We start from the raw sequence: 22,825 nt of genomic DNA, 5'->3' as shown, positions 1-22,825 counted from the left end.
TTACCCCTACGTCAGGCAATTTGGCGGCAGAACATTGAGGGGCCGTTAACACCCGATCAGGCGGCGCTGCGACCGGCACCGTGACCAAGGACAGCCATGAGTGGAACGGCCTCATAGCGGTGCAACTGACGCATTGGCGGCGGCATCTCTGCACCCGGCCCATGTTGGGCGGACAGAAAGCTGAGCCCTTCGCCCAGAATCAGGCCCGGCCGTCCGATATCCAGCGATACCGTGGCCATCACTGCGCGCCGCGTATCCAGCAAGGCGGCACGGCCATCGGTCAGAAAGCCCGCCTGCACCAGGACCGCATCTTCAAAGAACAGGTATTCCACATCGGACCCGCGCTGAACCAGCGCCTGATCGGCACTGACCAACACGTCACGCGCCGGGCTGAAATAGGGCGCGCGCAACAGGACGGGCGCGTGCCGCCCCCGACCCGGCAGGTCCAGCCGCCGAACCGATTGCAACATGCAGGCCCCCCGGTCTTCGGTCAGAACCATGTCACCTGGGCGAAGCTGGGCCGCCAGACGAAAGCCGGTCGGCGTCTGGATCTGTGTGCGCGGGCCGATCCACGGCGCGCTTTGCGGGGGTGCGGCCCCGTCGGTGACCCCGAACCACAACAGGGCCGGATGCCGCGTCGCGCTCCGTTCGGCCAGCGCCTGATCCCCGGTCATTCCGTTCTGGCACAGGACCACCAGATCCCCCAGACGCGGCGAGAGAACCCCGGTGCCACCGGCACGCAACTCCAGATCGAGATCGCTGCGCCTGTAGCGCATGTCCCAACTGTTGGCATCCTGATCCCAATGGAACAGGATACGCGCCAGCCCCGGCACCTCGGGCAGCGGTCCCGGCAGGACATGGCGCATCAGCAGCGCCCCTTGCCGCTGCAACAGGATCAACCCGCTGTCATGATCATGAAACAGCGCCAGCGACCGTTGACCGGTGCCCGCGCCTGCGACCCAGTCGATCAGCACGCCCGCCTGTTGCAGCGGTGTGGTGATTTCAAAGACCAGCGTGCCGCGTCGCAGGGTTTCGCCCGGGCGCTGCGCCGCAGGGGGCGCGCCTTGATCCGAAAGTGCCAGCCATCCCGCCATCGGCCCGCGCCTCAGGCTGCCCGGGCGGCGTCACGCATCAGGATCATCGCTTCATAGCTGCGCAGGCTGCGCCGCGCCGTCGGGCTGTAACCCTTGCCGGTTGCCGGGTCGAGTTCGGGGAAAATCGCGCAGATTTCGGCCACCAGTTCGGGTTCCAGGCTTGCGGTGGTCTGCGGCCCCGGCAGATAGCTTTCGGTCAAAAGCCCTTCGGACCAGAGCAGTTGATGCCGGTCGAACAAGAGATGGACATACTCCACCTCACCGCCCGAAATCTGCCGGATCGACCGGTCGTTCACCAGTTCCTTCGCCGCGACCAGCACTTCCTCGTCGCCAAACAGCAGTTCGGCCAGATTGTCGCGCACCAGAATCCGGTGCTGGGGCGAAACCATCAATGTGCCGTGATCACCAAATGTGCCGGCCTTGATCCGGATCGGGGCAAGATTGCCAAGCGCCGCCACACGGCGCTGGCCAACCCAACGCAGCGGCTGTGGCCCGTCATCCAGCGTCATCACCAGATCGCCGGGCTGCAGCTCTTCGACCAGCCGGTCCCCCAACGGCGTGCGGATACGGGTTCCGGCAACAAAGCACGGCACCTGATTGATGGTGACAATGCCGACATCCGACACGCCATTGCCGTTGCCATTGGCCACCGTATAGGTGAAGGACGCAGTCTCGGCCTGCCCGTCGCCCACAATGGTAAAGGTGCCGTCTGCGTTCAGCGTGATCTGCTGGCCCGATGACAGGGTGATGGTCTGTCCGGCCACAACCGGAATGCCATTCACATGGGTGATGGTCAGCGTGGCCCCGGCAGGGCCCTGATCGTTGCCCAGAACATCCAGCGTGCGGGTGCCATTCAGGCCCATGGTCACGCTGTCATCCCGCGCGACCAGCGCCGTTTGAACACTGTCTGCGGCAATCAGCAGATTGCTGTCATACATCGCATCCGAAACATCGGCGATGCCGATACGGATCGAATTCACCATCCCGCTGTTCACCGGAATATCCAGCGACAGGGTCAGGGTGAAGCCATCCATCTCGGTGTTGAAGGAGTCATTGGTGTTCGACTGGAACAGGTTCGGCTGGGTATTGCCGTTGATGTTGTTGACGCTGGTCTTGCCATTGCCGATCGACACCGGCACCTGCGTCCCGTTCACCCAGACGCCGATCACATCGTTGAACTGCGAATTGATGTATTCGGGGTATTCTTCCGAAGCGAAGACGAATTTCATCGTCATCGTATTGCCGGTGGGGATGAAATCGACATCCATCCAGACCGCGTCATAGGTGGTGGCTCCGGCCACCGCATTGAACAGGCTGTTGCCGTTGATGCCCGACGTGTCGGTCGATGTGCCCGCCGACCGGTTGGGATCGCCAAAGCTCTGGGTGAAATCCGTGGCCCGTCCGGTGGACAGGATCACACCGGTATTCGACGGCGTCACACCCGATGCCAATTGGCCGTTGGAATAGATCGCCGACGAGGTGGAAGGGCCTGTATAGCTGGCCCCGGTCACGGTCACGCCGTCTCCGAAGATGGTATTGGCCATCTGCAACGCCGAAGCGTTGGTGTTATAGCTCAGTTCGGCGCCTGTCGCCATGGTTCGCCCCTTTTCGGGGACAGGCCGGATCACCATGCTGCGTCACGGGGCCTTTGCCCTGTGCCATGCCCGGCTGTGTATCAGCCGGTGCCGTCCTGTCGCGGGTCTACTGCTCGTTCTCGGCGGTCGATTTTTGTTTTTTGACCGCATGAACAGGATATGCCGCAGGAAATCCCTTTGTCATCCTTCTTTTTGCCACAATCGAACATTTGCGCGCCGTCAGGTGGCCTGCGGGCCACAGCCGCACGTCAGGCGGCCACCGCAAGCGCGGCCCGACATGCCGGGCGCGGCAGTGCAGCAGGCGGCAAATGCTTGCCCTTGCGCCGGGCCTTGCATATCCCTTGGGCAGATCCCGGACCGGAGCCCGACATGACCGCAGCAACCACGCCCATCGACCCTGTCGCCCTCAGCGCCGAGCTGATCCGCTGCCCGTCGGTCACCCCGGCCGAAGGCGGCGCGCTTGGCGTGCTGGAACAGCTGCTCAGCGGCGCGGGTTTTGCCTGCACCCGGGTGGATCGCGGCGGGATCGCCAACCTGTATGCCCGCTGGGGCGCACGGGGGGCCAACAAATCCTTCGGCTTCAACGGCCATACCGATGTCGTCCCCGTGGGCGATGCCGCCGCCTGGTCGCGCGATCCCTTTGGCGGCGAGGTGGTGGATGGCGTGCTTTGGGGCCGCGGCGCGACCGACATGAAGACCGGCGTTGCCGCCTTTGCCGCCGCTGCGGTGGATTTCGTGCGCCAGACCCCGCCCGATGGCGCGGTGATCCTGGCCATCACCGGCGATGAAGAGGGCGATGCCGAACATGGCACCGTGGCGCTGCTGGACTGGATGGCCGCGCAGGGCGAACGCATGTCGCATTGTCTGGTGGGCGAACCAACCTGCCCCAATGTGATGGGTGAAATGATGAAGATCGGGCGGCGCGGCAGCATGACCTGCTGGTTCACCGCTGAAGGCGTGCAGGGCCACAGCGCCTATCCGCATCGCGCCAGAAACCCGATGAGCGCGCTGGTCAAGCTGCTGGCACGGCTGGAGGAAAAACCGCTGGATCAGGGCACCGACCATTTCGATGCCTCCACGCTGGCGATCACCACCATCGATTGCGGCAATCCGGCCAATAACGTGATCCCGGCCAAGGGCAGCGCCACGGTGAACATCCGCTTCAACGATGCCCATTCCGGGGCCAGCCTGACCGAATGGCTGCGTGGTCATGCCGCGGCGGTGCAGGCCGAAACCGGGGTGCGCATCGACCTGCGCATCCAGATTTCGGGCGAAAGCTTCCTGACCCCGCCCGGGGATTTCTCGGCCCTGATTGCCCGCGCCGTGCAGGCCGAAACCGGGGTGACACCGGAATACTCCACCTCGGGCGGCACATCGGATGCACGCTTTGTGAAGGATCACTGCCCGGTGGTCGAATTCGGGCTGGTGGGCAAGACCATGCATCAGGTGGATGAACGGGTCGAGGTGGCGCAGATCCATCAGCTCAAATCCATCTACACCCGCATTCTGAAGGACTATTTCGCATGACAGCCGTGATCGCCGTTACCGATGACATCGCCGCTTGCCGCGCGCTGCGCCGCACCGTGTTCATCGAAGAACAGGGCGTGTCCGAAGCGGACGAGATCGACAATCTGGATGGGCAGGCCACGCATCTGCTGGCCACGGTCGAGGGCCGCCCTGTCGGCTCGGCCCGGCTGCTGACCTATGGCAGCACGGGAAAGATCGGCCGGGTCTGTGTGCTGGCCGATCAGCGCGGCACCGGTTTGGGCGCGGCGCTGATCCGGGCGGCGGTCGAACACTTTCGCACCCAGCCCGGCATCACCAGCGTGAAACTGGGGGCACAGACCCATGCGCTCGGGTTTTACGAACGCCTGGGCTTTACCGCACAGGGCCCGGAATATGACGATGCCGGCATCCCGCATCGCGACATGCTGCTGCCGCTCTGATCCCCCGATTTGCGGCTGACGGGCTGGCCCGGCCATGGTAGGCAGGGGCCATGGATCAGATACCTTCGAAAGACCAGCTTCGCCAATGGATCGCCGACAATGCCGGCGCCACCGCCAAGCGCGATATCGCCAAGGCCTTCGGCATCAAGGGCAGCGTAGCCCGGGTCGAACTCAAGCGCCTGCTCAAGGAACTTGAGGCCGAAGGCGGCGTGGCCAAGCGCAAACGCCATTACCGCAAGGCAGGTGTGCTGCCGCCGGTGTCGATCCTGGTCATCCTGCCGCCCGATGCGGCGGGCGATCTGTTTGCCCGCCCGCATGAATGGCAGGGCGATGATGCGCCGCGCATCCATGTGCTGACGCGCAGCGGCGATCCGGCACTTGGACAGGGCGACCGTATTCTGGCCAAGCTGGCACGGGTGGAAGGCGAAGATCACGGCTATGAAGCGCGGGTGATCCGCAAGCTGGGCCAGAACGCCATCCGCGTGCTGGGCATCTTCCGGCAGGCGCATGAAGGCGGGCGGATCGTGCCCATCGACAAGGGCGCCGACAAGGAATGGCGCGTGCCGCGCGATCTGACGATGGATGCGCAGGATGGCGAATTGGTCGAGGCCGAACAGGCCGGGCCGAAACGCATGGGCCTGCCCACGGCCCGGATCGTGGCGCGGCTGGGCGATCCGGCGGGGCCGCGCGCCGTCAGCCTGATTGCCATTCACCAGCATGGCATCCCTGACCAGTTCCCCGATGCGGTGATGGCCGAGGCCGATGCAGCCCAGCCCGTCACCTTGGGTGCGCGTGAAGACCTGCGCGATCTGCCGCTGGTCACCATCGACCCGATCGATGCGCGCGACCGCGACGATGCTGTGCATGCCCATGCGGATGACGATCCGAAAAACCCCGGCGGCCATGTGGTCTGGGTGGCGATTGCCGATGTGGCGCATTATGTGCCCCCCGGATCGGCGCTGGATCGCGAAGCCCGCAAGCGTGGCAATTCCACCTATTTCCCCGACCGGGTGGTGCCCATGCTGCCCGATACCCTGTCGGGTGATCTGTGTTCGCTGCACGAGGCGGTGGATCGCCCCTGCATGGCCGTGCGGATGCAACTGGATGCGCAGGGCCACAAGATCGCGCACCGCTTTACCCGCGGGTTGATGCGGTCGCGTGCATCATTGCATTACGCGCAGGTGCAGGCGGCCATCGACGGGGCCCCCGATGCGGTGACCGAACCGCTGCTCGATCCTGTGTTGCGCCCGCTTTACGCGGCCTATGCGGCCTGCAAGATCGCCCGTGCGGCGCGGCAGCCGCTGGATCTGGAACTGCCCGAACGCAAGATCGTGCTGGATGACGCCGGCAAGGTTCTGTCAGTGGCCTTCCGCGACCGGTTCGATGCGCATAAGCTGATCGAGGAATTCATGATCCTCGCCAATGTCGCCGCAGCCGAGGAACTGATCCGGCTGAAGCGCCCGCTGCTGTTCCGGGTGCATGAAGAACCCAGCCCCGAAAAGCTGGAATCCCTGCGCGAAGTGGCCGAAGCCTCGGGCTTTGTGCTGGCCAAGGGGCAGGTCTTGCAGACGCGGCACCTGAACAGCCTGCTGTCGCAGGCGCAGGGCACCGAATTTGACGAATTGCTGAATCTGACCACCCTGCGCAGCATGACCCAGGCCTATTATGCGCCGCAGAACTTTGGCCATTTCGGTCTGGCGCTGCGCAATTACGCCCATTTCACCTCGCCCATCCGGCGCTATTCCGATCTGATCGTGCATCGCGCGCTGATCGCCGCGCATGGCTGGGGCAAGGATGGCCTGTCACCGCAGGACATGGAAAACCTTGATGAAACCGGCAAGCTGATTTCGGATGCCGAACGCCGGTCCATGGCCGCCGAACGCGACACGATCGACCGCTATCTGGCGGCCTATCTGTCAGACCGCGTGGGCATGACCTTTGGCGGCCGCATTTCCGGGGTGCAGAAATTCGGGCTGTTCGTGAAGCTGGATGAAACCGGGGCTGATGGTCTGGTGCCGATCCGCGACATCGGGCGCGAGTTTTTCCATTATGATGCCGACAGCCAGAGCCTGACGGGCGCCGATACCGGCATGGTGATCGGCATCGGCCAGCGGGTCACCGTGCGGCTGGCCGAGGCGATCCCGGTCACCGGCGGCCTGACGCTGGAATTGCTGGAGATCGAGGGCAGCGCGCCACGCAGCCCCAAGCCGCGCCAAGGCAGCTACAAGCCGCGCAAACCGGGCCAGTTCGCCGCCAAGGAAGCCAAGCGCCGGGTGATCCGCAAACGGCGGTGATCCGCCACCTGCCCATCGGTCCGGGGCTTCCGCCAGCCCCGGCTTCGGGCTAGATTGTTGCGCAGAGCAGTTTCAATAACACACGAAAGGGGCCGCAATGCGCATTTCCGCAAAAATCGCCACCATCGCCCTGACCTTGGCCCTGTCGGCCTGTGTCGGTGGCGGCGGCGCCGTCTCGCAATCAGGACACACGCCAACCGTGATCAAATATGGCCGCGACCAGAACCCCGATCCGGCCAAGGTGGCCGGTCTGAATGCCTGGATTCAGGGCTTCCGCCCGCAGGCACTGGCCTCGGGCATCGGCCCCGCCACCTTTGATGCGGCCTTTGCCGAGGTGACCTATAACCCCGAGGTGATCCGCCGGTCGAACAATCAGGCCGAATTCACCAAATCGCTGTGGGAATATCTGGAAACTGCCGCATCGGACAAGCGCGTGGCCAATGGCCGGGCGATGCTGGCACGCCACGCGGCAGTGCTGAACCAGATCGAGGCCACCTATGGTGTGGACAAGGAAGTGGTCGTCGCCGTCTGGGGCATGGAATCGAGCTATGGCGAAAAGCGCGGCGACCTGCCGCTGATCGAGGCGCTGGCCACCCTGTCCTATGACGGGCGACGGGCCGATTTCTTTCGCCAGCAGCTGATCGGGGCGCTGAAGATCCTGCAGGCTGGTGATACCGATGCCCGCCACATGATCGGCAGCTGGGCAGGCGCGATGGGCCATACCCAGTTCATCCCGACCTCTTACCTGGCCTTCGCGGTGGATTTCACCGGCGACGGGCGGCGCGACATCTGGTCGGATGATCCGACCGATGCGCTGGCCTCGACCGCCGCCTATCTGGCGAAATCGGGCTGGCAGCGCGGCCAGCCCTGGGGGGTGGAAGTGACGCTGCCGCCCGGTTTCACCGCCGCCACGTCGGGCAAGAGCGCGAAACGGTCCGGCGCCGACTGGCGGGCGATGGGCATCACCCGTGCGGCGGGCGGGGCCGTGCCGGATGGACAGGCCGCCCTGTTCCTGCCTGCGGGGGTGAAGGGCGCGGCCTTCCTGATCTATCGCAATTTCCACGCGATCGAACGCTATAATCAGGCCGATGCCTATGTGGTGGGCGTGGGGCATCTGTCCGACCGTCTGAAAGGTGACGGGCCGCTGCGGACCCCTTGGCCTGCGGGCGATACTACGCTGCGGCTGGCCGAGCGGATGGAGGTGCAGGAACGCCTGACCGCGCTTGGCTTTGATACCGGCGGGGCGGATGGCAATGTCGGGCCCAAGACCTATGCCGCGATCAAGGCCTTCCAGACCTCGCGCGGGTTGCCCGCCGACGGCTATCCCGACCGGGACCTGCTGGAGCTTTTGCGCCGGTCCTGATCCGTCTGGGTCAGATCACCGTCACATCCAGCGGCGGCAGCCCGTCAATCCGCGCCTCCAGCCGGTCGCCACGCGCGACCGGCCCTACGCCCGCTGGCGTGCCGGTCAGGATGACATCGCCCGGATGCAGGGTGAACAGGCCCGACAGATGCGCGATGATGTCAGAGACCGACCAGATCATGTCAGCCAGACGGGCCGCCTGCCGGGTTTCTCCGTTGACGGCCAGCCGGATACCCGCCTGCGCCAGATCGGGCAGATCGGCGACCAGCCGGGCCGGGCCTATGGGGGCGGAATGATCAAAGGCCTTGCCAGCCTCCCACGGGCGGCCTGCCTTCTTTGCCGCCGCCTGCAGATCGCGCCGTGTCATGTCCAGCGCGACCGCCGCCGCCAGAACGCAGTTTGACGCAGCCGCAGGGGCCAAATCGCAGCCCCCGCGCCCCAGCAGAACCGCCAGTTCCACTTCGTGATGCACATCGCCGGATGCCGGGGGAAAGGGAAAAACCCCGTCGCCCCGTAGCGCATCGGCGGGTTTCAGAAAGAAGAAGGGCGGTTCGCGATCCGGGTCATGGCCCATTTCGCGCGCATGTTCGGCATAGTTGCGCCCCACGCAATAGACCCGCCGCACCGGAAACCGCGCCGATTGCCCGGCAATCGCCAGCGTGACGGGGGGCGGGGCGGGCAGGATCAGATCCATCGGAACACCTTTCGGGCAGGGCGGTTTCGGCAGGCCATCTGGCCACCGCAGGCCAGTCGCGTCAACCGCGATCCGTGCCGTGGGTGGCGCGATCATTCATCTCCGGGCACCCCATAGGACGGGGCGGCTGTCGGGTCTTCGGCACGCTGCACATAGGCCGCCATCTGCGGACGATAGACAGCCCATGCCGCCTCCAGCGCCGTGATCGGGCAGGTTTCCACCCAATCCATCCGCAGATCGGCCAGGGGCCAGCTCAGCCGGTCAGCAATCTTCAACCCGGCTGAATGCACCGGACCGGCCTCGCCCCCGGCCTGCAACCCGGCCCGCAGCGCAGCCATCAGGCGATCGCCCAGATGGCCGCTGGCCCGTTCAAACGCCGCGACCATCGCAGCGGGCACCCCGGTATCGCCCAGAAGATTGCCCCCCGCCGCGCAACCCTGCCCACGCGCCTCAGCCCAAAGCCCCAGCACCTGTGCGCCGGAATGCAGGGCAACACCCCCTGCCGCATCCACCGCCAATATCTGCCGATAGGCGACATGCGCCCGCCCGGCCAGAACCGCCGCGACAGCATCGCGCGCGGCCAGCCCTTCGGCCATCCGGTCCAGCACCAGCGGGCCAAGTGCGGGATCGGTGACATTCTGGCTGGCCACCACCCCCACCCCGGCACGCACATGCGCACAGCGCGCCGCCACCGCCGGAGAGGACGAGGAAATCACCATGCCGAACTGCCCGGTGCGGGCGCAGCGCGCCACAAGCGAAAAGGTCATGTGTTGCGCTTTCTGAAGCCGCCGGGGGCTGTCAGCCCCCGGACACCCGAGCATATTTTCGCCAAGATAAAGGGGCTTTGGAGCATCATGGGGTGGATCGGCCCTGCAATCCGTTCGGGCCCGCGCCCGGTGCCGCCTGCCACAGGATCAATCCGGGATGACGGCAGTGGCGTCGATTTCCACCAGCCATTCGGGCCGCGCCAGTGCCACCACGGTCAGCCCGGTGCAGACCGGATGCACGCCCTTGATATATTCGCCCATCGTCCGATAGACCGCTTCGCGGTGGCGCACATCGGTCAGATACACCACCAGCTTCACCACATGCTCCATCTTGCCGCCCGCCTCTTCGACCAGTTGGCGGATGTTCTGCATCACCTTGTGCGTCTGGGCGACCGGGTCGCTGCTCTGGATGTTTTCGGCTGTATCCAGATCCTGCGGGCATTGGCCGCGCATCCACAGCGTCGTGCCGCCGCGCGTGGCCACCGCCTGACACAGATCATTGTCCAGCCGCTGTTCGGGATAGGTGTCACGGGTGTTGAAGGTGCGATAGCGCTTGTGTTCCATGGGGTCCTCTTATTCTGCCGCGCGGGCGGGGCCGGGATAGGCCAGATAACTGCGTTGTTTCAGGATATGATCGGCCACGAATTTCGCATCATGCCAGACGCCCCAGATAAAGGCCGATCCGCGCCGCGACTGATAGGGCAGACCCAGGAAGTAGATGCCCGGCTCTGCCGCAACACCGCGCTGGTGGTGCGGTCTGCCCTGCGCATCCAGCGCGCCCGGTGGCAGCCAGCGGTAATCGCTGGTGAAGCCCGTCGCCCAAAGGATGGTGGTGATCCCCGCCGCCGCCAGATCGAGCGTGGCAATCGGGGTCACCATGCACGCCGGATCTGGGCCGATCTTGCGGGCTTCGGGGTCGGGGGGCAGGTCAAGGCCATTGCGGGCGGCCCAGGCATCGGCCTCGTCCAGAAGCGCCAGCAGATTGGCATCGCCGCGTTCCACATTGCGCCGCAGATCAGGGGCAAAGTGCATCACCCCCCGGTCACAGCTTTCGGCCCGGCCCAGCAGCACCATGCCGCGCGCCGCCAGATCGCGAAAATCCACCGTCCGCCCGCCATGCGCGCCGCTGACCGCGATGGTCGTATGTTCGGCGCCTTTGGGCGCATCGGCATCCCACAGGTTCAGCACCCCGAGCCACCAGACGAAATCGCGGCCCCGGTAGCGGCGTGGCGGGCGGTCATGCGGCCCGACCGACAGCCAGACCTGCCGACCTGATTCCAGCAATTCCTCGGCAATCTGCGCGCCGGAAGACCCGGCACCCACCACCAGCACCCCGCCCGGCGGCAGTTGCGCCGGGTTGCGATAGCTGTTGGAGTGCAGTTGCATCAGCCCGGCGGTTTCGGGCACCAGAGGTGGGATGAGCGGGGTCTGAAAGGCCCCGGTTGCCGCCACCACATAGTCCGCCACAATCGGGCCAGCCGAGGTTTCCACCACAAACCCGGCTGCGGCGTCGCGGCGCGCCACCCGATGCACTGTCACCCCGCAGCGGATGGGCGCATCAAACCCGGCGGCATAATCCACCAGATAATCGGCCACGGCCTCCTTGCCCGGAAAGGACTCGGGGTCGCCCGTGAAGAGTTGGCCGGGAAAACGGTCGTGCCAGGCGGGGCCGTTCATCACCAGGCTGTCCCACCGGCAGGACCGCCAGCGTTCGGCGATACGGTCGCGTTCCAACACCAGATGCGGCACGCCCGCCCGGGTGAGATGTTCGCTCATGGCGATACCGGCCTGGCCTGCGCCCACCACAACCACGTTGGTCTGTTCGGTCATCATACTCTCCGTCATGCCGGGATACGGCGGGCAAGATATTGGGCGAATTCGTAATTCGGCCGTTCCAGATGGCTCAGCGGCCCGGGCTGCGCCATGCCCGAACACAGGCCCCGATACACCTTTTCGGTGCAGCCCTTGTCTTCGGCATTCACCTCTGCCAGCAGGGCGCGCACGGCGGCCAGATGCGTTTCGGCCTGCGGATCGGCCAGCCAGTCTTGGGACATGCCGCCGCCATAAAGCACATTCACATGGCCCGGCCCGTCGGGGGTCAGCGACAGATACCAGAAATAGCCCGGGGTCACGGTGATAAGCAGCGAAGGGTAGATCGCCAGCAGCCATGTCTTGCGCCGGTCATCGCCCTGCAGAAGGGTGTTGGTCGGATGGGCCAGCGCCAGCGGCACGCTGTCATTCTTCAGGATCCAGTGATAGTTGAAGGCCGCGCCACCTTCGGGGCAGACCATCTCTTCCAGTTTGGACGCGCCGCCGATCGTGCCGGAATGGCACATGGGCAGGTGGTAACTTTCCATGAAATTCTCGGCCAGAACCTTCCAGTTCGTCGCCCAGCGAAAGGTTTCGCGCCAGGTTTCGCGGTAGCGCGTCATGTCAAACGGCGCAATCAGCGCGGTGACCTCGGCCAATGCCACATCGGGGGCTGGGGCATCAGGGTTCAGCGAAACCAGGATCCAGCCCTGCCAGACCGCGCAGCGGATTTGCGGCAGGGCCAGGGCTTCTTTGCAGAAGCTGCCGTTCAGCGTCATGGCCGGAGCCCCGCGCAAGGAGCCATCAAGGTTATAGGTCCAGGCGTGATAGGGGCAGGTGATGGCGCGGACCGACCCGCGCCCCTGCAACAGGGTGGACATGCGGTGGCGGCAGACATTCGACATTGCGCGCAGTTCGCCATCGCGGTCGCGCAACACGATCACCGGTTCGCCCGCGATCTCCATGGTCAGATAATCGCCCGGATCGGGCAGCGCCTCGGCCCGGCCTGCGCAGACCCAATCCTGCGCAAAGACATGCCGCTGTTCGTGCGCCAGAAATTCCTCGGACGTATAGACCGATTTCGGCATGGCGAAGGCCCGGTCAAAGGGCGTGGCGACATTGGCATGAAGCTCGGCAGCCGGGGTCAGCGGGGCGGGGTGGTTCATCGGGGCCTCGTGCAGTTTCCCGCCGCAATGGACGGTCTGCCACAAGGGTGGCATGGCAAAGATCAGTCTGAAAGGACGCATTTGCGAGCTTTGGGTTAGGGTGAACCTAAGCCCATCGCCGAACTGTCCCGCTGTGCCAGCAACCAGTCGCGCACCGCCATGGCGGGACGGGTGAGCGCGGCATCGCGCGGCCAGATCACATGAAAGGCCTGATCGGTGGTCAGCATCCGGTCGGTCAGCCGCACCAGAAGCCCCTGCGCCACCAACCCTTCGACCAGATGCCGCCAACCAAGCGCCACGCCCTGCCCTGCCAGCACCGATTGCAGCACCAGAACGTAATCGTTGATCTGCAACCCCTTGGGCGCCCGGCGACGGTCAATCCCGGCGGCGGCGAACCAGTCGCCCCAGGTGGCCGCCGGGCGGATCGGTTCTTCCAGATGGATCAGCGGATGATCCAGCAGGGCCATGGCACTTTCGGGGGCCGGGCGACCAGCCAGATAGGCCGCGCTGCAGACCGGATAGATTTCCTCGGCGGCCATCGCTTCGGCGTGATAGCCGGGCCAATCCTCTGCCCTGCCGCCCCTGATCCCCAGCGGGATGCCTTCGCCCAGCAGATCAAGATCACGGTCGGCGGTCTGTATGCGCAGATCGACCTGCGGCAGATCGGCCCGAAACTGTGCCATGCGCGGCAGCATCCAGAAGGCGGCAAAGGCGGTGGAGCAGGCCAGCGTCACATGGCTGCCACTGATCGCCGCGCGCAAGTCCTGCGCTGATCGCTGGATATGGGCCAGCCCGATACTGACATCGGCGTGAAAGCGTTCACCCGCTTCGCTCAGCCGCACGCGACGGTATTCGCGCAGGAACAGCGCCGTACCCAGATGCGCCTCAAGCCGGGACATCGCATAGGACACGGCAGCCTGCGTCATGCGCAATTCGCGTGCTGCCGCGCTGAAACTGGACAACCGCCCAGCTGCCTCAAAGACGACAAGGCTGTTGATAGACGGAAGCAGGCTGCGCAGATTATCCATAATCACAGCTTATCAACTCCATGATACTTTTCCAGCGTTACGGCAGCCACGGGCCATCCTAATCTGCACCGGATTTATCAGAAGGACCGGATCATGGCGGAAGATGGCATGTCAGGCGGCAAACGCGCACGCGGCGGCCGGTCGCAACGGCGCGACGCGCGGGTGGGTGTGGAACAAGGGGTCAAGCGGCCCTATATCGTGCGCGGCATCCCGACCTATGACATCCTTTCTGACGAAAGCCTGACCCGGATCGAGGCGACGGCCGAGCGTATTCTGGCCGAAATCGGCATCGAATTGCGCGACGATGCCGAAGCGATGCGGCTTTACAAGACCGCAGGTGCCGAAGTCACGGAAACCGCGCCACAGGTCTGGCGGTTGAAGTTTCCGCCGGGGATGCTGAAGGAAATCCTGAAAACCGCCCCTGCCGAATTTACCCAGCACGCACGAAACCCGGCAAACAACGTGCGGATCGGCGGCAGGAACGTGGTGTTCGCGCCGTCTTATGGCAGCCCCTTCGTGATGGATCTGGACCGGGGCCGCCGCTACGGCACGATCGAGGATTTCCGCAATTTCGTGAAGCTCAGCCAATCGTCACCCTGGCTGCACCATTCTGGCGGCACGGTGTGCGAACCCACCGATATTGCGGTGAACAAGCGTCATCTGGATATGGTCTATGCCCATATCCGCTATTCCGACCGGGCCTTCCTGGGGTCGATCACCGCGCCCGACCGCGCGGCAGACAGTGTGGAAATGGCGCGCATCCTGTTCGGCGCCGATTTCACCGATCAGAATTGCGTGGTGATGGGCAATTTCAACACCACCTCGCCGCTGGTACTGGATGGGGTCACGACGGCGGGTATCCGCACCTATGCCGCTGCCAATCAGGGGTCGATCCACCTGCCCTTCCTGCTGGGGGGCGCGGTGGCGCCGCTGACCATTGCCGGCATGGTGGCACAAGGTCTGGCGGAAAGCATGGCCTCCTGCGCGCTGACGCAACTGGTGCGGCCCGGATCGCCCGCCATTCTGGCCAGTTTCTTCTCCTCCATGTCGCTGCGGACCGGATCGCCCACCTTCGGCACGCCGGAACCGGCCATCGGGTCGCTGGTCATGGGGCAACTGGCGCGGCGACTGAACCTGCCGCTGCGCTGCGCGGGCAATTTCAGCACGTCAAAACTGCCCGACGGGCAGGCCATGGCGCAAAGCATGATGTCGATGATGTCGGCCATTCAGGGCGGCGCGAATTATGTGCTGCATTCAGCCGGGTTTCTCGACGGGCTGTTGTCGATGTCTTACGAAAAGCTGGTGATGGATACCGATATCTGCGGCGCGCTGCATGCCTATCTGGATGGCATGGCGGTGGATGACGACGCGCTGGCCTTTGAGGCGCTGGCCGAACTTGGCCCCGGCCAGCATCTGTTCAGCACCCAGCACACGCTGCGCCATTACGAAACCTCCTATTGGGATTCCGCGCTGGATGACAACCAGCCCTGGGAAAGCTGGGATGAACAGGGCGGGCTGGATTATGCCAAACGCGCCAATACCCGCTGGAAAAAGCTGCTGGCAGAGTATGAGGCCCCGCCGCTGGACGCAGGGATTGACGAGGCGCTGCAGGATTTCATGGCCCGCCGCAAGGCCGCGATGGCCGATATGTGGTACTGACGGGGCCGCGTTCAGCGCCGGATGCTGGCGTAAATGCCGTAAAGCTCCATCGCAAGATCGCGGGGCAGCGCGGCGGAATCGGCGGCATGAAGGCAATCGCAGAACAGCCGATAACCATCCGGCGTGGCGACCAGTTCGGCAAACCGCGCCTGATGCCATGCGAAACAGGCGCGGTGCAGCTCTGCAATCCCCGGTAGGGCCATCAGCGCCGCCAGTTCGGCATCCAGCGCGTCGGCCCAGCGGGCAATGGCGGTGTTCGGCTGGGTGTTGAAATTGCGTTCGACCCAATAGCTCAGATCAATCCGCTTGGTCCGCCGGTTGGCCAGACCACGATCTGCCTTGACCAGAAAGGCGGCGGCGGACCGGGTGGAATAATGGTGCATTTCGGCCAGAGCGCGGCCGGCGGCCAGACCGGGCAGAGCAATCTGCGCCTCTTGCGCGGCAAAGCTGTCTGGCAGGCGCTGCCCCGACCCATCGTGCCAGTGCGGCAGGGCCTGTCGCGGACGGGCACGCGGGCGGTGGACCCCGGGTTTCTGAAAGGCATCAGGCCGGTACAGCGTCTTGAAATAGCGCCCGGCAATCGGATGCGTCAGATCAGGCGGGGCCGAGCGCGTGAACTGCCGGGTGACCGGCACATTCTCCAGCCGCGCCCGGCCATTGGCCCCAAACAGCCGCCACGGCAGGGTCACCGCATCGGCCCCCGCAGGCAGCGCCGCCACCAGATCGGCCAGCCGGTGCTGCCCGACATGGACGACCGGAAACTCATCCACATCGCTGAACAGCGCCCAGTCGAAGCCCCGGGTCAGCCGGTCTTGTGCAACGGCGGTCAATGCCTGCCATTGCACGCTTTTGCCCGGTTGGGCCTGCTGGGGCCGATGGATAACAACCCCTGCCGCCGCAAGCGCGTTCAGCAGCCGGTCGCTGCCATCATCGCAATCATTGCTGAAGATCACGAAATCGGTGACGCCCATCAGCCGGTGATAGGCAATCCATTCCAGCAGATAGGGCCCTTCATTGCGCACACAGGTGAAGCTGAGGATCTTCAAGTTGGGCACCGCACCGGCTTGGACTGGGGATCAGTGCTAGCACCGAACAGGGCATATCACAATCGTGACGGGCCGGCGCAACGGGTGCTTGACGGCGCCCGACGCCCGGCGCTGACTGGCCGCAACAGATCAGGGAGGTTGCCACATGACACAGAAGGTTTGTCTCGTCACCGGGGGCGGGCGCGGGATCGGGGGGGCCGTGGCCCGCGAAATGCATGCGCGGGGCTATCGGCTTGCGCTCATGTCGCCGTCAGACAGTTGCGAAACCCTTGCCGCCGAACTGGGGGGCGTGGCCCGGCGCGGCGTCGCCCAAAGCGAGGATGATCTGAATGGCATCGTCGATACCGCCCTTTCGGCCTTTGGCCGCATTGACGCGGTGTTGAACCATACCGGCCACCCGCCCAAGGGCGACCTGCTGGCGATCACCGATGACAACTGGGATCTGGCCAATGACATGATCATCAAATCTGTGGTCCGCATGGCCCGGCTGGTCACCCCGGTGATGGAGGCACAGGGCGGCGGGTCGATCGTGAATGTCACCACCTATGCGGCGCTGGAACCTTCGCTGTGGTTTCCGGCCTCTTGCGTCTATCGCGCCGGGGTGTCGGCCTTTGCCAAGCTTTATGCCGACCGCTATGGCCCGCAGAATATCCGCATGAATTGCCTGATGCCCGGCTTTACCGACAGTCTGGATGTGGCGAAATATGGCGAGTTGACCGCGCTGAAGCGCATCGCCCGGGTTGAAGAACAGGCCAAGGCCGCGGCCTTCCTGCTGACCGATGACAGTTCCTACATCACCGGGCAAAGCCTGCGGGTCGATGGGGGTGTGACACGGCATATCTGACCCGTTGTGCCGAGGAGGGCGCAGCCGATCACTCCTCGGCCAGCATCCGGCGCAGATGGCCAGCCAGGACATCGACATTGCCGGGGTGCAGGATCGACAGGTGATCCCCCGGCAGATCATGGATTTCCAGCCCGCCCTGCGCGACCGATGCCCAGCCCAGACCGCTGGCAATCGCCTCGGGGCTGTCCCAATAGCTGGCATCGGCGCGGAAGACCGCCAGACGGCCCTCATAGGGCAGGGGCGCATAGCTTTCCACCGCGCGCACATTGGCCTGAACCACCGAAAAGCCGTTCACCTCTCCCGGAGCAAGCTGGCGCGCATCGCGCCGGTCGCGCCATTTCTGCAGCCGGTTTCCCCATATCTTGGCCAGATGGCCACGACCCTGCTGGCGCAACTGATCCAGATGTGCCCGCAGCTTGGCCATGCCGCCCAGTGCCGGGCGGCCATCCGGCCCCATGGCATCCAGAATGGCCAGCACCCGCACCTCGCGCCCCGCGCTGATCAGCAACTGCGCCAGTTCAAAGGCGAAATAGGCCGCCATCGACACGGCACCCAAGCCAATCGGCCCAGCGGGATGATGGGTCTGGATTTCCTCGAAATAGACCCGGGCGGTACGCTGCACGTCGATTTCCGCCAGATTGCGCGGCATCCCGATGGTCAACCCGAACACCGGATAATCGGGGCCTAGCGATGCCGCTAATGGGCGGAACAGCTCTTCATTGCGGCCCAACACATGCACGGCGAAGAAAGCGGGCTGTCTGCCCTCGGGCTGGATCGGCACCAGATATTTCGGCTGCAACCTGTCTTCACGCAGCAGGGCCGCAAGGGCGATGGCTGTGGGATGCAGGTGCAGGTCCATGGCCCGCAACCGGCGGCCTGACCGCGCCTCGAACAGGCTGACCACCCGAAGCGCCAGCAGTGAATCGCCACCCAGTTCGTGGAAATCGGCATCCGGCGCCACGATATCCAGTTTCAGCACCTCGGCCATGCAGCGGGCAATGACGGCGGCCAGAGGATCAAGCGCGGTGGCCGATCCGGTATCGGCAATCGTCACCCCACGCATCGGACGTGGCAGCGCAGCGGTGTCGATCTTGCCATTGGCGTTGACCGGCAACCGATCCACCGCAACCACCGACGGCACCATGTAAGAGGGCAGCTCCTGCCCCGCCGCGCGGCGCAGCCCGGCCAGATCAGCCTCGGCAGGGCCGCCTTCCACCATGACCCAGGCCAGAAGCCGGGCCTGCCCGCCAGTTTCGCCATCCAGCGCGACATGCACCTGCTGCACCCCCGGAAGCGCGCCGATCACCGTCTCGATCTGGTTCAGGTCGATGCGGTGGCCGCGCAGCTTTACTTCGCGATCCCGCCGCCCCAGAAAATCTAGGCACCCATCGGCACGCCAGCAGGCCCGGTCGCCCGTATCGTAGATGCGGCCTGCGCCGCCTGCGGGATCGGGATGAAAGCGCAGCGCGGTTTCCTCGGGGCGATGCAGATAGCCACCGGCCACGGCGGGGCCACCGACCCACAGCACACCCTCGGCACCACGCGGTGCCAGCGTTCCGTCGAATGCGCGCACCCATGCGGTGGCATGGCCCAAGGGGCGACCGATCGGCACGCTCTGCCCCGGATCATGCGCGGTCGCGCCTGCGGCGATCCGATGGGCGATGCAGGAAATGGTGGCCTCGGTCGGGCCATAGGCATTGATCCAGTCGCAGGCCAAACCCAGCCTCTGCCACTGCACAAGGGCGCGCGGATTGATCCGCTCCGACCCGGTGATCATCAGCCGCACCTCGGGGGGCAGCACCCTGTCATGCGCAGACAGATCATCGACCAGCACATGCCAGAACGAGGCCGGCAGGTTCAGAACCGTGGGTTTGAACCGGGCCAGATGATCCAGAAAGCCCGAAACCGACAGCGCCGAGGCCTCATCCCGAAACACCACCCGTCCCCCGATCAGCAGAGTGGGCAGGATTTCTTCCAGCGCGACATCAAAGGCCAGACCGGCAAATTGCAGCACAGCATCCTGCGCGGTCAGACCATAGGCCTGTATCACGGCATCGGCATGGGCCGACAGGGCACCGCACAGACCCATGACCCCCTTGGGCAGACCAGTGGATCCGGACGTGTGGATCACATAGGCCAGACGCCCGGCATCAGGGTCAGGACGCGGCGGCGGCAGGGCCGCACGGTCTGCCGGATCGGGGGCAAACTGCAGCGCCACACCGGGCAGCGGGCGGGCATTGGCCGATGTCATCGCGGCCTGCACCCCGGCCCGTTGCAGCAGGCCTGCGATCACCGCCTGGGGTTGGCCCGGATCAAGTGGCAGGAAGGCCGCACCCAGCTTCAGCACCGCCAGCAGCGCCGTCACATGGTCTGCCCCCCGGGGCAGCAGCACCGCCACCAGATCCCCCGGCCCAAGCCCCGCCGCCGCCAGTCGATGCGCCAGCGCATTGGCCATGGCATCCAGCACGGCATAGCTGACCGGCCCATGCGGGCAACCCGCCCCGTCCAGTGCGATGGCATCCGGTTGCGCCGCAGCCATCCGTTCAAACCGGGTTGCGATACAGGGAAGGCCCCCCTCGACTGCGTGATCCGGTTGCGCAAGAGCCTGCAGCTCTGCCGCCTCGGCGGGGGCCAGCATGTCAAGGCTGGCCGTTCCGGCATCCAGATCGGCCGTAGCCAGCCCTTCCAGCAGGCGCATGACGTGATCCAGCAGCCGCGCAGCACGGGCCGGGTCAAGCCGGGCAGGATCGAATTCCAGTTCCACCAGCATCTCGGGGTCGTCATAGACCGCAAGCATCAGCAGCGCCGCGCCTTCCTCGTGCAGGGTCACCTCGCGCTCTTGCCAGGCCGGATCGGCCTTGGTCAGGGCTGCCGCCAAAGTGGCGGGCGAAAAGACAAGGATACTGTCATATCTGCCGCCCGAAGCCTGCCGCAGGTCATCTGCCGGGCCCCGCCCCTGACGGCGCAGCGCACGGGTCTGCTGGCGCAATCCGGTCAGAAGATCGCGCAGGGTGCCCCCCCCGGTCAGCCCGACCTGAAACGGCACCGTGGTGATAAGACAGCCCACTGTCCGGTCACTGTCGGCGCGATGGTTCCGCAGACTGTCCACCAGACCGTACAGAGCGCCGTTTTCACCGGTCCAGCGCGCAAGAACCAGCCCCCAGGCCAGTTGCACCATGTTCAGCGATGTGACCCCGGCGGCATGCGCTGTTTCCTTGATCCGCCCCGAAACCTCGACCGCCAATCTGCGGGACAGATGGGTCATCCGCCCTGGCTCCGCATCGGGATGGGTGGCGATGCTGCCGCAATCTGGCGCATCGGCCAGCATCTGCTGCATGGCGTGTTCCGGTTCTGCCGGAGCATCAGACGCGCCGTGATCCATCGCAGCCGTGGCCTGCGGTCTGATCTGACCGGCGGCGGAAACCGGCGCACGGCCCGCCAGATCATCGAACAGGTCATGCAGGGCGATCTGCAGGCCCGGACCATCGATCAATGCGTGGTGAATGGTCCAGACAAGGGTGATACGCCCCTCGGCCTGCCGGATCAGCGCAACCCGCCACCCCGGGCTTTGCAACGGATCGGCACCCCGATCGCGGTCTGTGCGAAGATGCGCCGCCATGCTGGCCTGAACCTGGTCGGATGACAGGCCGGTCCAATCCAGCACATCAAAGCCGAAGGCGGGTTCTGCCAGCACCTCTTGCATCAGCGTGCCGTCAGCCCCGGTCACAAAGCGGCTGCGCAACGCCTCATGCCGGAGGGAAAGTGCGGCCCAGGCATTGCGGATACGATCCGCATCCACGCCCGGATCGGGCCGAAAAGTTACGACAACCTGTTCGACATTGGCCCACGGGCGCCCGGACAGGCTGCTTTCATACAGCAGTCCCGCCTGCATTGCCGTTGCTGCAAACCGATTGCGTCCCAAGCCGCCCTCTGCCTCCTTCGTCCCGCCCACAACAGGGGCTCCAACGCCTGACTGACAACCGAAACCGGCCATACTGTGGCAAAGACTTGACCATAATGTCCCGCATAATGCGCAATCTTCGGCGTGCAACCCTGCCCAAAAGTATTAATCTTGCGCCAACACCCGCTCTATGGTTGTATTTTCAAATTTAAATGTACCTTTGGTACATTGTTTCTTACTGTGAAGGCGGGAATCGGACGATGGGGATAAGCTTGCAGCGAGCGACAATTCCGCAAGATGGCGGCATTGCACTTTCGACAGAAGCGGCGATGCTGCGTACCCTGAATTCCTTCGCCGTGGATCTGATCCAGATCCGCAGCGAAGACGATTTGTTCTGGCATGTCGCGCAGAATGTGGTCGGTCGGCTGAACTTTGTCGATTGTGTCATCTATCAGGTGGATCAGACCCAGACGTGCCTTCGGCAGGTGGCCGCGTGGGGCGACAAGAATCCCTTTGGCCGCAGCATCATCAATCCGCTGATCATCCCCTTCGGCAAGGGCATCACCGGGCGGGTGGCCCAAAGCGGCAAGCCGGTCATCGTTGATGATCTGTTGCGCAGCCAGAATTACATCCCCGATACCCAGCCGGCCCGGTCGGAAATCTGTGTGCCGCTGTTGTCGCGCGGGCGGGTTGTGGGTGTGATCGACAGTGAACATCCCGATCCCGGCGCTTTTGGCGAGGCGGAACTGGGCCTTCTGACCACCGTCGCCGCCATGACCAGCGCCAAGCTTGATCTGCTGGGCGAAGCCCGGCGCTCGGCAGAACGGTATCGCGATCTGGTCGCGTCACATGCGCAGCTGACCGAAGAAATCGCCATGCGCAAGGCGCTGGAGGCCCGGCTGTTCGAAGCACGGCGGATGGAATCCATCGGCAAGCTGACCGGGCGGCTCGCCCATGAATTCAACAATCTTCTGACGGTCATCCTTGGCAATCTGGATTTTCTGGAATTCGACCGCACCGGCCCCAATGCGGACCGGTCACTGTACGATGCCCGGACGGCGGCGGAACGTGGTGCGCGACTGATGCGCGACATGCTGGCCTTTGCCCAGAAATCCCGGCTGAACCCCATCCGGCTTGATCTGAACGCCGAGGTGGCCGCCTTTCAGGCCGGGCAACCGCACTCGGTGGCGCAGCGGTTGGATCTGTCTCTGGCGCAGGGCCTTTGGCCAATTGCCGCCGATGCCGCAGCCATCGAAAGTGTGCTGCTCAATCTGGTGGAAAACGCGCTGGATGCAATGCCCGAGGGCGGTCAGGTCCGGATTACGACCGAAAACCTGCTGCACAACATGGCCGATTCCATGGGTCAGGGCATGGATATCTTGCCGGGGCGGCATGTGCGGCTGACCCTGTCTGACAGCGGGGTCGGCATCCCTGCCGATCGCCTGGGCCAGATCTTCGACCCCTTCTTCACCTCGAAACCGGTGGGTGCAGGCACCGGTCTGGGCTTGTCGATCGTCCGGGGCTTTACCCAGCAATTGGGGGGGACGGTCACCGTGATGTCCGAACCGGGCAAGGGCACCAGCTTCCAGCTTACCTTCCCGGCCATTTCCTGACATCTG

The 22,825-nt window shown here is 64.8% G+C and carries 17 protein-coding genes; 7 read left to right on the top strand and 10 right to left on the bottom strand.

Features of this window, described 5'->3' with window-relative positions; all coding sequences use genetic code 11:
- Nucleotides 1–56 precede the first annotated feature (56 nt).
- A complete protein-coding gene (locus V6590_RS14520) occupies nt 57–1,094 on the bottom strand; it encodes a Hint domain-containing protein (protein WP_335424332.1) in 1,038 nt (345 codons plus the stop codon).
- A gap of 11 nt (nt 1,095–1,105) precedes the next feature.
- Nucleotides 1,106–2,689, bottom strand: coding sequence for a Hint domain-containing protein (locus V6590_RS14515; RefSeq protein ID WP_335424330.1), 1,584 nt, complete (start codon nt 2,687–2,689; stop codon nt 1,106–1,108).
- 369 nt (nt 2,690–3,058) lie between these two features.
- Between V6590_RS14515 and dapE the strand changes: the two genes are divergently transcribed.
- The 4 genes from dapE (at nt 3,059) to V6590_RS14495 (ending at nt 8,292) form a co-directional block, all read left to right on the top strand.
- A complete protein-coding gene (dapE, locus tag V6590_RS14510) occupies nt 3,059–4,216 on the top strand; it encodes a succinyl-diaminopimelate desuccinylase (protein ID WP_335424327.1) in 1,158 nt (385 codons plus the stop codon).
- Nucleotides 4,213–4,635: a GNAT family N-acetyltransferase gene (locus tag V6590_RS14505; RefSeq protein ID WP_335424326.1), complete on the top strand. Its 423-nt coding sequence runs from the start codon at nt 4,213–4,215 to the stop codon at nt 4,633–4,635. Before dapE ends, V6590_RS14505 begins: the two co-directional genes overlap by 4 nt.
- 50 nt (nt 4,636–4,685) lie before the next feature.
- Entirely contained in the window at nt 4,686–6,929 is a 2,244-nt protein-coding gene (gene rnr / locus V6590_RS14500; protein ID WP_335424324.1) for a ribonuclease R, read from the top strand.
- Between the two features lie 97 nt (nt 6,930–7,026).
- Complete coding sequence (locus tag V6590_RS14495; protein WP_335424321.1) at nt 7,027–8,292, top strand: lytic murein transglycosylase; 1,266 nt, start codon at nt 7,027–7,029, stop codon at nt 8,290–8,292.
- A 10-nt stretch (nt 8,293–8,302) separates the two neighbouring features.
- On the opposite strand, the gene V6590_RS14490 is transcribed toward V6590_RS14495, so the two are convergent.
- From V6590_RS14490 to V6590_RS14465, 6 genes are all read right to left on the bottom strand, one after another.
- Complete coding sequence (locus V6590_RS14490) at nt 8,303–9,082, bottom strand: fumarylacetoacetate hydrolase family protein (RefSeq protein WP_335424319.1); 780 nt, start codon at nt 9,080–9,082, stop codon at nt 8,303–8,305.
- Nucleotides 9,079–9,753, bottom strand: coding sequence for a DUF1028 domain-containing protein (locus V6590_RS14485; protein WP_335424317.1), 675 nt, complete (start codon nt 9,751–9,753; stop codon nt 9,079–9,081). The genes V6590_RS14490 and V6590_RS14485 overlap by 4 nt, the downstream gene beginning before the upstream one ends.
- Before the next feature lie 147 nt (nt 9,754–9,900).
- Entirely contained in the window at nt 9,901–10,317 is a 417-nt protein-coding gene (locus tag V6590_RS14480; RefSeq protein ID WP_335424315.1) for a RidA family protein, read from the bottom strand.
- Between the two features lie 9 nt (nt 10,318–10,326).
- On the bottom strand, nt 10,327–11,586 hold the full coding sequence (locus V6590_RS14475) for a flavin-containing monooxygenase (protein ID WP_335424447.1): 1,260 nt from the start codon (nt 11,584–11,586) through the stop codon (nt 10,327–10,329).
- Nucleotides 11,587–11,594: 8 nt separating this feature from the next.
- Nucleotides 11,595–12,728: an aromatic ring-hydroxylating oxygenase subunit alpha gene (locus V6590_RS14470; protein WP_335424445.1), complete on the bottom strand. Its 1,134-nt coding sequence runs from the start codon at nt 12,726–12,728 to the stop codon at nt 11,595–11,597.
- 95 nt (nt 12,729–12,823) lie between these two features.
- Nucleotides 12,824–13,756, bottom strand: a complete 933-nt coding sequence (locus tag V6590_RS14465; protein WP_335424313.1) for a LysR substrate-binding domain-containing protein — start codon at nt 13,754–13,756, stop codon at nt 12,824–12,826.
- Between the two features lie 93 nt (nt 13,757–13,849).
- On the opposite strand from V6590_RS14465, the gene V6590_RS14460 reads away from it, so the two are divergent.
- Nucleotides 13,850–15,415 carry a trimethylamine methyltransferase family protein gene (locus V6590_RS14460; protein WP_335424312.1) on the top strand — a complete coding sequence of 522 codons (1,566 nt, stop codon included), beginning with the start codon at nt 13,850–13,852 and terminating at the stop codon, nt 15,413–15,415.
- A gap of 11 nt (nt 15,416–15,426) precedes the next feature.
- On the opposite strand, the gene V6590_RS14455 is transcribed toward V6590_RS14460, so the two are convergent.
- Nucleotides 15,427–16,470: a glycosyltransferase family 2 protein gene (locus V6590_RS14455; protein WP_335424310.1), complete on the bottom strand. Its 1,044-nt coding sequence runs from the start codon at nt 16,468–16,470 to the stop codon at nt 15,427–15,429.
- Nucleotides 16,471–16,606: 136 nt separating this feature from the next.
- Here V6590_RS14455 and V6590_RS14450 point away from each other — a divergent pair, with 136 nt between their 5' ends.
- Nucleotides 16,607–17,305 (top strand): SDR family oxidoreductase, encoded by a 699-nt coding sequence (locus V6590_RS14450; protein WP_335424308.1) that lies wholly within the window; start codon nt 16,607–16,609, stop codon nt 17,303–17,305.
- 28 nt (nt 17,306–17,333) lie between these two features.
- Here the strand turns inward: V6590_RS14450 and V6590_RS14445 are convergent, their stop codons facing one another.
- Nucleotides 17,334–21,197, bottom strand: a complete 3,864-nt coding sequence (locus V6590_RS14445) for a non-ribosomal peptide synthetase (protein WP_335424305.1) — start codon at nt 21,195–21,197, stop codon at nt 17,334–17,336.
- Nucleotides 21,198–21,535: 338 nt separating this feature from the next.
- Between V6590_RS14445 and V6590_RS14440 the strand changes: the two genes are divergently transcribed.
- Nucleotides 21,536–22,819: an ATP-binding protein gene (locus V6590_RS14440; protein ID WP_335424303.1), complete on the top strand. Its 1,284-nt coding sequence runs from the start codon at nt 21,536–21,538 to the stop codon at nt 22,817–22,819.
- Nucleotides 22,820–22,825 lie beyond the last annotated feature (6 nt).

The organism is Gemmobacter denitrificans, from assembly GCF_036964905.1.
GTDB classification, from domain to species: Bacteria; Pseudomonadota; Alphaproteobacteria; order Rhodobacterales; family Rhodobacteraceae; genus Gemmobacter; species Gemmobacter denitrificans.
The sequence above is the reverse complement of the archived record's forward strand: the minus strand, read 5'-3'. Positions and strand labels throughout refer to the sequence as shown.